The 11,093-nt window shown below is 65.6% G+C and carries 15 protein-coding genes; 8 read left to right on the top strand and 7 right to left on the bottom strand.

The genetic code is table 11. The annotated features are described in order from the left end of the window. The 3 genes from JWP28_RS15635 to JWP28_RS15625 all read left to right on the top strand — a co-directional run. On the top strand, nucleotides 1–467 hold a 467-nt coding region (locus JWP28_RS15635), incomplete at its 5' end, for a flavodoxin-dependent (E)-4-hydroxy-3-methylbut-2-enyl-diphosphate synthase (RefSeq protein WP_299544318.1). Then, nucleotides 464–616 carry a hypothetical protein gene (locus JWP28_RS15630; RefSeq protein ID WP_299544316.1) on the top strand — a complete coding sequence of 51 codons (153 nt, stop codon included), beginning with the start codon at nucleotides 464–466 and terminating at the stop codon, nucleotides 614–616. The genes JWP28_RS15635 and JWP28_RS15630, both read left to right, overlap by 4 nt. Nucleotides 617–721: 105 nt before the next feature. Then, on the top strand, nucleotides 722–1,015 hold the full coding sequence (locus JWP28_RS15625; protein WP_299544314.1) for a hypothetical protein: 294 nt from the start codon (nucleotides 722–724) through the stop codon (nucleotides 1,013–1,015). Nucleotides 1,016–1,109: 94 nt separating this feature from the next. Here the strand turns inward: JWP28_RS15625 and JWP28_RS15620 are convergent, their stop codons facing one another. Together JWP28_RS15620 and JWP28_RS15615 are read right to left on the bottom strand one after the other, a co-directional pair. Continuing rightward, a complete protein-coding gene (locus tag JWP28_RS15620; protein ID WP_299544313.1) occupies nucleotides 1,110–1,406 on the bottom strand; it encodes a hypothetical protein in 297 nt (98 codons plus the stop codon). 70 nt (nucleotides 1,407–1,476) lie between these two features. Then, nucleotides 1,477–2,055, bottom strand: a complete 579-nt coding sequence (locus tag JWP28_RS15615) for a pyridoxamine 5'-phosphate oxidase family protein (RefSeq protein WP_299544311.1) — start codon at nucleotides 2,053–2,055, stop codon at nucleotides 1,477–1,479. A gap of 82 nt (nucleotides 2,056–2,137) precedes the next feature. Between JWP28_RS15615 and prfA the strand changes: the two genes are divergently transcribed. Continuing rightward, a complete protein-coding gene (gene prfA, locus JWP28_RS15610) occupies nucleotides 2,138–3,214 on the top strand; it encodes a peptide chain release factor 1 (RefSeq protein ID WP_299544309.1) in 1,077 nt (358 codons plus the stop codon). A gap of 18 nt (nucleotides 3,215–3,232) precedes the next feature. Here the strand turns inward: prfA and JWP28_RS15605 are convergent, their stop codons facing one another. The 3 genes from JWP28_RS15605 to JWP28_RS15595 all read right to left on the bottom strand — a co-directional run bounded on the left by JWP28_RS15605 (nucleotide 3,233) and on the right by JWP28_RS15595 (nucleotide 4,254). Beyond that, nucleotides 3,233–3,469, bottom strand: coding sequence for a hypothetical protein (locus JWP28_RS15605; protein WP_299544308.1), 237 nt, complete (start codon nucleotides 3,467–3,469; stop codon nucleotides 3,233–3,235). 75 nt (nucleotides 3,470–3,544) lie between these two features. Then, nucleotides 3,545–3,832, bottom strand: coding sequence for a YlcI/YnfO family protein (locus tag JWP28_RS15600; RefSeq protein ID WP_299544306.1), 288 nt, complete (start codon nucleotides 3,830–3,832; stop codon nucleotides 3,545–3,547). Then, nucleotides 3,829–4,254, bottom strand: coding sequence for a putative toxin-antitoxin system toxin component, PIN family (locus JWP28_RS15595; protein ID WP_299544304.1), 426 nt, complete (start codon nucleotides 4,252–4,254; stop codon nucleotides 3,829–3,831). Before JWP28_RS15595 ends, JWP28_RS15600 begins: the two co-directional genes overlap by 4 nt. Nucleotides 4,255–4,466: 212 nt before the next feature. On the opposite strand from JWP28_RS15595, the gene JWP28_RS15590 reads away from it, so the two are divergent. From JWP28_RS15590 to JWP28_RS15580, 4 genes are all read left to right on the top strand, one after another. After that, a complete protein-coding gene (locus JWP28_RS15590) occupies nucleotides 4,467–5,324 on the top strand; it encodes an LLM class F420-dependent oxidoreductase (protein ID WP_299544301.1) in 858 nt (285 codons plus the stop codon). Nucleotides 5,325–5,337: 13 nt separating this feature from the next. Beyond that, the gene (locus tag JWP28_RS15585; protein WP_299544298.1) at nucleotides 5,338–6,204 is read left to right on the top strand and encodes an alpha/beta hydrolase; all 867 of its coding nucleotides are present in this window, start codon (nucleotides 5,338–5,340) and stop codon (nucleotides 6,202–6,204) included. A gap of 785 nt (nucleotides 6,205–6,989) precedes the next feature. Further along, the gene (locus JWP28_RS20665) at nucleotides 6,990–7,202 is read left to right on the top strand and encodes a recombinase family protein (protein WP_366143822.1); all 213 of its coding nucleotides are present in this window, start codon (nucleotides 6,990–6,992) and stop codon (nucleotides 7,200–7,202) included. A gap of 40 nt (nucleotides 7,203–7,242) precedes the next feature. Beyond that, entirely contained in the window at nucleotides 7,243–7,686 is a 444-nt protein-coding gene (locus JWP28_RS15580; protein ID WP_299544296.1) for a nitroreductase family deazaflavin-dependent oxidoreductase, read from the top strand. A 300-nt stretch (nucleotides 7,687–7,986) separates the two neighbouring features. On the opposite strand, the gene JWP28_RS15575 is transcribed toward JWP28_RS15580, so the two are convergent. Beyond that, nucleotides 7,987–9,699, bottom strand: a complete 1,713-nt coding sequence (locus JWP28_RS15575; RefSeq protein WP_299544294.1) for an FAD-dependent oxidoreductase — start codon at nucleotides 9,697–9,699, stop codon at nucleotides 7,987–7,989. A gap of 1 nt (nucleotide 9,700) precedes the next feature. Next, a partial coding sequence (locus JWP28_RS15570; protein WP_366143821.1) for an FAD-dependent oxidoreductase occupies nucleotides 9,701–11,093 on the bottom strand: 1,393 nt, incomplete at its 5' end.

The following is an 11,093-nucleotide window of genomic DNA, read 5'->3' as shown; positions in this document are numbered from 1 at the left end:
CGGTGAAATCCTCGATCGGCATGGGCAGCCTGCTGTGGGCGGGTATCGGCGACACCATCCGCGTCAGCCTCGCCGCCGACCCGGAGGAGGAGATCAAGGTCGGCTTCGACATCCTCAAGGGCCTCGGCATTCGCCTCCGCGGCGTGTACATCATCGCCTGCCCCTCCTGCGCGCGGCAGGGCTTCAACGTCATCGAGACGGTGACCGCGCTGGAAGCCCGGCTGGCGCACATCTCGACGCCCATGAGCCTCTCCATCATCGGCTGCGTGGTGAACGGCCCGGGCGAGGCCCTGATGACCGACCTGGGCTTCACCGGCGGCGGCAAGGGCGCCGGCATGGTCTATGTGGCCGGCCGGGCCGACCACAAGATGGACAACGGCCGGATGGTCGACCACATCGTCGAGCTGGTCGAAGCCAAGGCCGCCGAGCTGGAGGCCGCCGAGACGGCCCGGATCGCGGCGGAGTGACGGCGATCGGCGAACCGTGCGGCGGGGTCACCGGCACGGCGGGGCTGCACCGCTACCTGGAGACCCGCTTCGAGCTGCTGGGGACCCTCGTCATTCCGCAGTTCCCGCGCACCCGGGACGCGTTCCACCTCTACCGGCGGGTCCGCTGACCGCCCTGCGCGGCAGCATCACCTTTCGAAAATGACGCCTGCGTCACCCTTGTGCGGGTTCGGCGATTGCGGTTAGGTGAGCGCCGCAACACCGGGAGGGACGAGATGTCCGCGGACGGCAACTGGAAGATCACCATCAACACTCCGATGGGCGCGCGTACGGTCAACGCGACCATCAAGACGAACGGCGACACCTTCACCGGCTCAACGTCCAGCGACATGGGCTCGCAGGACATCACCGGCGCGGTGGACGGCGACAAGCTGACCTGGAGCTTCGACATCACCAATCCGATGCCGATGAAGCTGGAGTTCGACGCCAAGGTCGAGGGCGACAAGATGACCGGCAACGTCAAGCTCGGCATGTTCGGCAACGCGCCGCTGTCCGGCGAGCGCGCCTAGGCTCCCAACGCCCTCGGGCGCAGAAAAGGCCCTCTCCGGCGACGGAGAGGGCCTTTCTTGTTCCTGCCCTTGCCCTTCACAGGGGAGGCAGGTGCTATTTGCTCGGGTTGGCGGCGTTGCCCGCCGCGTTGCCGACGCTGTCGGCCGCGCGCGAGGCGGAGTTCGCCACGCTGGAGGCGGCCCCGGTCACCGCGCTGGTGCGCGCCGTGTCGTTGCGGCTCTGGGTCATGAGGAAGAAGGCGACGATCGCCACCAGCGCCAGCACGGCGATCCCGATGATCACGCCGCCCAGGCCGGAGCCCCCGCGGTCGACATAGGTCGTGCCGCCGTCACGCTCCACGACGCGCTCGGTGGAGCCGTCAGGACGCTCGGTCACTCGTTCGGTAGCCATGGGATTAGGTCTCCAAGTGTCACCTGCGCCGTAACCCCCGGGCGGAGACCCCTGTTCCTACGGTCCCGCTCTACCGCCGCCGCGGCGGGACCACATCGGCGAACATTTCGAAGACCTTCCACTTGGGCTCCACCGGCGGGATTCCGGCCGCCGGGATGTACGGCGAAGCCGCCGCCAGCGTCATGTTCGGGACGTATCTCGGGCAGTTGGGGAAGATGTCGGTGGGCGTGACCTTCACCAGCAGCTGGGCGCCCGGCGTCTCGCCGATCAGCGGATCGTCGCGCACCACCACCGCCCGCCCGTTCACCCGCAGCCGCTTCGGCGCCTCGCCCATGGCGATGAACAGCAGCCCCACGTGCGGATTGACGCCGAGGTTGCCCAGGCTCTTGAACATGCCGTTGCCGTCGTAGTCGGGGAACACCAGCAAATCCGGCCCGGCCACGCGGACGAAGCCCGGCGGGCCGCCCTTGAAGGAGCAATCGGGTCTGCCGTCGGCGTCCGCCGTCGCCAGGAAGAAGAAGCCGAGGCTCGCCACGAAGGCGGCGTCGTCCTCGGTGAAGCGGTCGCGCCGCAGCTTCTCCTCCAGCCGGTCGGCGAGCGCCCGGCTGCCAAAGGCGTCCTGCAGCGCACGGTTGCCCTCGTGGTACATGGCCAGGCCTCCTTCCCGCGCCGGTTTGCAAGCGGCGTCGGGAACGCTAGACAAGCTCCCCTTTCTGCAAGGCGTCCAGACGGTGCGACTTCCCCAAGCCAGGCTCGACCAGGTGCTCGACCGCTTCCGCGAGGTCGAGGCGCGGATGGCTGCCGCCACCGACGGCTCCGAGATCGTGCGGCTCTCCAAGGAGCATGCCGAGCTGCGCCCCGTCGCCGAGGCCGTGCTAGGCCTGGAGCGGGTCCGCGGCGAACTGCCGGAGCTGGAGGAGATGGCGGCCTCGGGCGATCCCGAGATGGCCGGCCTCGCCCATGAGGAGCTGTTCGGCCTCAAGGAGCGGCTGCCCGAGCTGGAGCGGCAGGTCGCCCTGCTGCTCGCCCCCAAGGACCGCGACGAGAACGCCTCGGCGATCCTCGAGGTGCGCGCCGGCACCGGCGGCGACGAGGCGGCGCTGTTCGCCGGCGACCTGTTCCGCATGTACCAGCGCTACGCCCAGACCCGCGGCTGGAAGGTGGAGGTCGAGAGCGCCTCGGAGGGCGAGATGGGCGGCTACAAGGAGATCATCGCCTCGATCAACGGCGACGGCGTGTTCGGCCGGCTGAAGTTCGAGAGCGGTGTCCACCGCGTCCAGCGGGTGCCGGACACCGAGGCCCAGGGGCGCATCCATACCTCGGCCGCCACGGTCGCCGTGCTGCCCGAGCCCGAGGACATCGACATCGACATCCGCGACCAGGATCTCAGGATCGACACCTACCGCTCGTCCGGGGCGGGCGGCCAGCACGTCAACAAGACCGACTCGGCCGTGCGGATCACCCACCTGCCCAGCGGCATCGTGGTCACCTCGTCGGAGAAGTCGCAGCACCAGAACCGGGCGCGGGCCATGAAGGCGCTCCAGGTCAAGCTCTACGATCAGCAGCGCGCGGCGGCCGACAGCGCTCGCTCGGACGCCCGCAAGGCCCAGGTGGGCTCCGGCGACCGCTCCGAGCGCATCCGCACCTACAACTATCCGCAAGGCCGGGTGACCGACCACCGGATCAACCTGACCCTCTACAACCTGCCCAAGGTGATCGAGGGCGAGGCCCTGGACGACGTGATCAACCCCCTGATCGCCGAGGACCAGGCGGCAAGGCTGGCGAGTTTGGAGGAGAGTCTGGGGTAGGTTTGCGAGGAAAGTAAGTTAATCGCCCTCGGCGGGCGGTTCGTCTCCCGCCTCGTCCAGGAACGCCAGGAACCCCTCGCGGCGGCCCTTGGCGGCACGTGCGCTAAGGTAGGATTCCGTTTCGAGGGCCGAGAGCTTTTCGGCCAGGGCGACGTTGACGAACCGATCGAGGTTCACGCCGTCCGCCGCGGCCAGACGCTCCGCCTCCAACCTGAGCGAGGGCTGCAGGCGGACGGTTGTTTCGGTGTCGTTCATCGCAGCCTCCGGCGCGCTTCCGCTGGCGTGACGACCTCGATCCCGAAACGCCGCGCCGCCGTGAAGTCTCGCGTATCAGCGCCCGTCATTGGTCAATGACGAGGAGGTCCAACCCGCTGGCAATTCGTCGCCGGGCTCGACTGGACCGTGAGGCGCCCCATTCAGGAACGCGTCGAGGGCGTCGAGCGAATGGCCGCTGGCCCGGCGCCTAAAGAACTCCGCCGCCGTTTCCACCGCGCCGACCTTCTGGGCCACGGCCGTGGCGATCCATTGGTTCAGACTGACGCCGTCCTCCTTGGCGAGGCGGGCCGCCGCCGTCTTGAGCGAATGCGGCAGTTTGAGGGGATAGGTCGCTCTACTCATCCCATGATCTCCAACAGAAGCTCGGCGGGCCGCAAGACCCGGAGGCCGAAGCGCGGCGCCGCCTCTCGAAAATCCTTCACATTGTACGTCACCAGCGCATCCGCTCCGCCGTTGATCGCCGCCTCGAACACCATTTCATCACCGGGGTCGCGCAGTTGCGGCCGCCAGCGAATATGAACCTCCACTGGCTCGATCGCCACGGCGAATGCCCCAAGAAACCTTTCCACATCGTCCAGACTCAGGCCCGAAGCCTTTCTCTGTTCCGGCCGCTTCAACACGTCTTCATATTCCAGGAACAGCGTCGGCGTGGCGAGCGGAACTACCCTCCGCATCCGCACCGCGCCGAGCAGAGCGAAGCTCGCACCATCGCGGCTTCGCAGCGCAGTCACGATGACCGACGTGTCCAGGACAACGCGCAGCACCGCCTCCTATATGACATCTTATGGGATGTCATATAGCCTCGACGTCGGCGGCTGCAAGGAGATGGATCCCTCCATCGAGGGCGAGGAGGTTTCCCATTTGCGACCTCGCCGACGCTCTTCCTTGCGAGTAATTTACCCGCGGCCGACGCCATGAGTAATTGACGGAAAGTCGGCGAACGCGATGGCCGACGCGGCCCCAGGGAGAGATGTCCATGAAGATAGGCGTGATCTATCCGCAAATCGAAATGAAGGGAGATCCTGAGGCGGTCCGCAGGTTCGGGGTCGCCGCCGAGCAGCTCGGTTACGACCATCTGATCGCGTACGATCACGTCCTTGGCGCCGTGCATGAGGGCCGCGAGCCCAGGCTGACCGGTCCCTACACCGAAAGGGACCCGTTCCACGATCCGTTCACCATGTTCTCCTACCTCGCGGGGCTGACGACGCGCCTGGAGCTGGTGTCGGGCATCCTCATCCTGCCGCAGCGCCAGACCGCGCTGGTGGCCAAGCAGGCTGCCGACCTGGCGCTGTTTTCGGGCGATCGTTTTCGCCTGGGCGTCGGCCTGGGCTGGAACTGGGTCGAATACGAAGCCCTCGGCCAGGACTTCCATACGCGCGGCGCGCGCATGGAAGAGCAGATCCCGCTGTTGCGCCGGCTGTGGAGCGAGCCGGTGGTCACCCATCACGGGCGCTTCGATCACATCGAGCGCGCGAGCCTGACCGTGTACCCCAGGAAGCCGATTCAGATCTGGATGGGCGGCTTCTCGCCGCCGGCGTACCGCCGCGCCGGGCGGTTGGCGGACGGCTTCCTGTTCGGCGGCCCGCTGGCCAGCGCCAATGAAGGCTGGGCCGTGGTTCGCGCCGCCCTCGAGGAAGCCGGCCGCGACCCGGCGGCCTTCGGACGCGAGTACATGTACGGGGCTGCGGGCGAGGCGGAAAAGATCGCCGACGCCTTCAAGGCCTGGCGAGACTCCGGTGGCACCCACGCCAGCCTCGCCACCATGGGCCGGGGCCTGGACGGCGTCGACGCGCACATCGCCCTTATCGAGACGGTGCGGCGCAAGCTGGACTGAGCGACGACCAGCCATGCCTTACGCGCAGACGACCGTCGGCAGGCTCTATTACGAGGAGACCGGATCGGGTCACCCGGTCATCTTCTGCCATGAGTTCGCGGCGGACCACCGCACGTGGGAGCCGCAGGTCCGCCAGCTTGGACGCCGCTATCGATGCGTGACCTACAACGCGCTGGGCTACGCCCCGTCGGACATTCCGGACGACCCCGACGCCTATCGATGGGAGCGGCAGCGGGACAATATCGGCGCGCTGATGGACCACCTGGGGGTCGAGAAAGCCCATCTGGTGGGTCTGAGCATGGGGGCCTATTCGGCGCTGCAGTTCGCCCTGGCCCATCCGGGCCGCGTGACGGCCGTGGCCTTTTCGAGCGGCGGCTCCGGCTCCGTTCCGGCGGGTCAGACGCCCAATCCCGCCGACATGATCGCCGCGGCGGACGCCCTGCAGGCGAGGGGATGGGTGGGCGGCGGCGACTACATGTCGGTGGGACCCTCGCGCGTGCAGCTGCAGAACAAGGACCCGCGCGGCTGGGCGATGTTCCGCGAGTATCTGCACGAACATTCGGTCATCGGATCGTCCCTGACCCTGCGAAATTTCCAGGCGATCCGCCCCTCGCTCTACGGCTTCTCGGAGGCGCTGCGGCGACTGCCGACGCCCGTCCTGCTGATGGTCGGCGACGAGGATGACGCGGTCATCGAGGTTAATATCTTCCTCAAGCGAACGATCCCGCGCTCGGGCCTGTGGATGTCGCCGCGCACCGGCCACGCCATGAACCTGGAGGAACCGGCGATGTACAATCAGATGCTGCTCGAATTCTTCGGCGACGTGGAGAGGGGCGGCTGGGGCGTTCGCGATCCACGCTCGCAACCTCGCAGCGCCTGACCGGGAGGAAGATCGTTGATGCCCACCGCTACGCCGTTCGCTCGCGACTGCGCCGCGGAGAGAGGCGCGCTTCACCGGCGGCTACGCTACCGCGCGGGGCTACACCACCTCCCGGGACACGTCCGAGCACGCGGTCACTGGCTGAACGAATGGCAGGTTTCGGATTGTGACCCACCGACGGTTCGCGACCCAACTCGGACATCGGTCAGGTGTTGAAAGTTCATGGTGCAATCCCGCAAGTTCCAGCGGCCCTCCACGATCACGAGCGTGCAAGTTAACTCGACGCGAAAGGTATAGGCGGAAGCGACAGTCAGCCGCGAACCACACCGCAGCGCAAGCGTGACAGGCGAACTAGCACGAATTTCTTGTACCAGATCGGGCCGGTGTCTCGATCTTCCGCCTGTCGATATACTTCCTCAGGACCAGCCACACACTCGTGACCTTTGCGGTCGGTAAAATTGATTGTCGCCTCGCGCAGCTTACAGAGAAGAGACAAAGCGGTCCCTGGTGGAAGGTCTCCGTAGCCGCTGCATTTGCCGGGTCCGGACACCACAAGGTGTGACGCGGTGCTGAAGTCATTTACAATCTGGGCGTCCCACGGCGGCGAACACCCAGCGAGTGAACAGGTGAAAGCAATCGCTGCGGTGAGACGGAAAGCGGTCCCCATCATTCGACCGTAAGGGACTTTGTTCCGCTGTCCACCCACCTCTCCCCTTGGGAAGGTCCGCTATGCGCCTCGCCCTGGCGGCCCGTAAGGCCCAAGGCGTGAAGCTCGGCTTCGGGCCATCGCCGGTGCGCTCAACGAAAGGGGCGTGCGGACCGCGCGGGGTGGCGACTGGCGCGAGTCGACGGTGCGGAACTTGCTGACGCGGATGACGCAGCAAAGCCCGATCAACAACGCGACGGACGCGACGCCACCTCCCGAGGCTACAGTGAAGGGGCGACGGCAAGAAGGGCGCCGCGCGATATTCGGCGGCGCCGCAAGCCTGTCATGCTAAAAACGCGCCTCCGCCGCCCCCGCCCATCCGGAGCCCCGCCATGCCCGAGCCCGCCAAACCCCCGCCAAAGTGGATCCTGAAAGCCTTCTCGAGGCTGAATGTGTTCGTCTACCGCCTCACCGGCGGGCGCATGATGAACCGGATGGAAGGCTCGCCGATCTGTCTGCTGACCATGACCGGGCGCAAGAGCGGACGCATCCTCACCACGCCCCTGATGTACACAGCCCACGGCGATGACGTGCTGCTGGTCGCCTCCCTAGGCGGCGCGCCCAAGAACCCTGTCTGGTACCACAACCTTGTCGCTCACCCCGACATCACGATCCAGGTCGGGACCGACAAGCGCCGCATGCGCGCACGCCAGGCCAGCGCGGACCAGAAGGCGCAGCTGTGGCCGGTGGTGGTGGCCAGCTATCCCAGCTTCGACGCCTACCGCCAGAAGACCGACCGCGACATTCCGCTGATGATCTGCTCGCCGGCAGATTAGGAGAGGACCTCGGCGGTGTCGGGTCGTCCGGGGGAGACTTCGCCGGGGGAGCGGCTCTTGGCGCTGAAGTTCGTCCTTCACTTCGTGGGCGTGACCGTGGGGAACGCGTGGTCCCTTTGCGCCTGGACCGCCGCCAACCGCTCCCCAGCGGTATCTCTAAGGGCCTCAGAAGGACAAAAAAAGCAGCCATACCGTAGCTGAGCTGCACTTCGACGCCCAGCCGATAGATCCCCCCAAACCTCCCCTGAGCTCGCAAACAGCACAGCCAACCGAGCGATCACCAGGGCCGGGCTTGATGGATCAACCAGGCGCTCGTGCGTCGGCGAGGTGTTTGGCCGCAATGTAACCGAAGGTCATGGCAGGCCCGATGTTGGCTCCTCCGGTCGGATATGTTCCGCCAAAGATCGAGTTCGCCGTGGTGCCGACTGCATAGAGGCCCACAATTGCGGTGCCATTGGGGTCGACAACTTGTCCATGGCCATTGATCTTCAGTCCCGCCACCGAGCCGAAGTCACCGGGCCGCATCTCCAGAGCATAAAATGGGCCGGATTCGATCGGCGACAACGCGGCGTTAGGACCCGACCCGCCTCCAAGGGCAGCCGAGTATATATCGTCGCCGCGATGAAATTCCGGGTCGGTTCCGACGCGCGCATACTCGTTGAAACGCTCGACGGTCTCCGTGAGAGCCAAAGGTTCTACCCCGATCTTTCGCGCCAAATCGGCAAGCGTTCTCGCTTTGAGAAGATAGCCGCGCTTGAGGTACGGCGTCAGCGACATCGGACTTGGGGGCGCCATGCCTAGGCCGGACCTTCGGACGAATTTATGATCTGCGATAATAAAGCACCGGTCGAACTCGCGCGCGTGCATCGTGTTGCAGAAGAGCTGATAGTTCTGCCCTTCGTTGACAAACCGTTTGCCGTCCGGGCCGACCGTCAACGTGCCCGCGGAATGCCTATCAAGCACGAAGTGCGGGTAAACAACGCGCGAGCCATCCTCCTCGACCATCACCGAAACCGGCGCCCAGTTGCCATTCGCCGCGTTGTTGGTGACGAAGGCGCCGCCCTCGGCGACGCCCATCCGAATGCCGTCTCCGTCGTTGCCGGGGGGCTGCAGGGTGAGACCGTCCTGCGCTTGGGTCAGATATTTGGCGCGCATTTCGCCGTTGGCCGAAAATCCGCCTGTCGCCAGCACAACGCCTCGATGCGCGACCGCCGACCATTCCTCGCCGTCGCGATTGAACACCACGCCGGTTACCCGGTCGCCGTCCCGGATGAGCCGCTGCACCGGCGCGAGATCAATCATGCGGATGTTATCGCGATCAAGGCAGGACTTGAGCAGCCGACCCGCGAGGGCGTTGCCGAGCGCCAGGCGCGTGCCTCGTCCGTATCTGATCTTCTGGTAGAAATAGGGCGCCATCAGCTTCACGCACTGGACGAAGGATTTCGGCGTGTGCAGGACGTCCACGAAGTCCCCCACCTCGATGGTGCGGATTTGCAGCCCCTTCAGTATGGTCAATTGGTTGAGCGGCGGGCGTAGTTTAGCGCTGAACTTTCCAAGTTTGCGAGAGTCGTAGGGGAGAGGATTGACCATCCGGCCGAGCTTGGCTCCGGGCTGCCACGGCTCATAGTCCGGGAACAGCATCCCATCCGTCTTAACCTCGGTGCGCCGCTCCATGTAGCTGAGCATCTCTGGCGCATTGTCGAGGAATGCGCCAACAACCTGCTCATCATAGTAATTGCCGGCGACGCTACGAAGATAGAGTTCCGCGTCGGCCCGGGTATCGGTTTGGCCGAGCTCCGCCATGTGGTGATTGCACGGTATGTCGATCCCGCCGGCCGATCGGGCGGTAGTGCCGCCAAAGTACTCCGTCTTCTCGAGCACGACCACTTTCAGGCCCGCATCGGCGGCGACGATCGCTGCCGTCATTCCGCCGGCGCCGGACCCGATGACCACGACATCGGCTTCTAGAATGCGATTGGGCTGCACAGCACGCCCACCGTTCTGATTGGCCATGTCAGGCTTCCTGGGACGCGGTGGCGAACGCCGCCGCGGCCGCCCCGGCGATCCGGCCAAGGGTCAGAGAACTGGAGATGGAGAAACCGGTGCCGAAATAGGTCGCGCCATTGATGTTGTTGACGACTTCTCCGGCGGCGTAGAGGCCACTGATCGGCATATTGTCCTCGTTCAACACCTGAGCGTCAGCATTCACCTGCAGCCCCCCATGGGTGAGCCACAGGAGGAGATTTCGAACCTCGACCGCAGCAAAGGGTGGTTTGAGGATTGGCGTCAGATCGATCGCCTCCTTGCCGAAGTCCTCATCCACGCCGGTTTCGCAGAATTTGTTATAACGGGCGACGGAGGTCTCAAGCGCCTGCGGGTCCATGCCGAGCTTGCCGGCCAGTTCAGCCAAGCTATCGGCCGTCTTGACCACCCCTTCCGCGATCTTTTCGCGGAAATCGTCTGGCAGCCAACTGACCTGCGTTAGGCCCTGGCGGTGATATTCCACAATCCGCCGATCCGCCTTCGCATTTTTAAGCATGTTCCCATCGAGAATGGCGAACCCGTGGTGATTGGGCTGGCGCCGCAACATCTCCGGAAACCCCCAATAGGTGGCGAATTCGTTTCCGAACCGCACTCCATTCTCGTTCACGACCATCGCCCAGGACGGAACATAGACTTCCGTATGCTGTCGGAATCCGTTGCCAGTCCCGAGCATCCCCTGGTCCTCCCCGCGAACGGCCGCATTGAGCGCCTGCGCCATCAGTATCCCGTCGCCGCGATTGTAGGCGCCGCCGACATAGTAGATCCAGTCACCGGCCAGCCGTGATCGGGGCATGAAGTCGCGCACCATATCCGGATTGGCGCCATAGCCGCCGGTGGTGAGCACGACAGCGCCTACCAGAATGGGCTCGCCATCGATTTCGGCGCCACGGACCGTGCCGTTCTCGTCGGTGACAAGTTTCGTCACGCGGGTCTGGACGGCGACATCGACGCCCTTGTTCGCGAGTTCCGCCTCGACGTGGCGCATGAGTTGTTCGCCGCCGCCGGCCGTTGCATGCCCACGCCGCACGTAGGGGTCATGGAAAAAGGTGACGCCAATCGTCTGGAGCCACTCAATCGTGTCCTTGGCGGCCTCGCAGATGCGGCGCACCGCGACGGGATCAACCGATCCGCCGTTCACCTTCATGACGTCCTCGTAGAAGGCGTCCACGGTGTCTTCGACGCCATGCTCACGCAGGAAGGCCGTGTCAGCCGCCATGACGAAGCCGCCCGACAACGCGGTGGATCCGCCAATTGCTGGTCCGGCCTCAACCAGGCAAACCCGGGCGCCCGATTCCGCGGCCGCGATCGCCGCGGCGCCGCCGGCGGCGCCGCCGCCGATCACCATCACGTCGTAAGCACGCTCG

This window comes from Phenylobacterium sp., from assembly GCF_028290885.1.
Lineage (GTDB): Bacteria > Pseudomonadota > Alphaproteobacteria > Caulobacterales > Caulobacteraceae > Phenylobacterium.
Note: the sequence above shows the minus strand (reverse complement) of the source record. Positions and strands in the feature narration are given on the sequence as shown.

Coding starts and splice junctions, on each gene's coding strand:
- JWP28_RS15620 (WP_299544313.1), bottom strand. CDS start 1,406: ATGGCTACCGAACGAGTGACCGAGCGTCCTGACGGCTCCACCGAGCGC.
- JWP28_RS15575 (WP_299544294.1), bottom strand. CDS start 9,699: ATGGCCAATCAGAACGGTGGGCGTGCTGTGCAGCCCAATCGCATTCTA.
- JWP28_RS15585 (WP_299544298.1), top strand. CDS start 5,338: ATGCCTTACGCGCAGACGACCGTCGGCAGGCTCTATTACGAGGAGACC.
- JWP28_RS15580 (WP_299544296.1), top strand. CDS start 7,243: ATGCCCGAGCCCGCCAAACCCCCGCCAAAGTGGATCCTGAAAGCCTTC.
- JWP28_RS15625 (WP_299544314.1), top strand. CDS start 722: ATGTCCGCGGACGGCAACTGGAAGATCACCATCAACACTCCGATGGGC.
- JWP28_RS15605 (WP_299544308.1), bottom strand. CDS start 3,469: ATGAACGACACCGAAACAACCGTCCGCCTGCAGCCCTCGCTCAGGTTG.
- JWP28_RS15590 (WP_299544301.1), top strand. CDS start 4,467: ATGAAGATAGGCGTGATCTATCCGCAAATCGAAATGAAGGGAGATCCT.
- JWP28_RS15600 (WP_299544306.1), bottom strand. CDS start 3,832: ATGAGTAGAGCGACCTATCCCCTCAAACTGCCGCATTCGCTCAAGACG.
- JWP28_RS15615 (WP_299544311.1), bottom strand. CDS start 2,055: ATGTACCACGAGGGCAACCGTGCGCTGCAGGACGCCTTTGGCAGCCGG.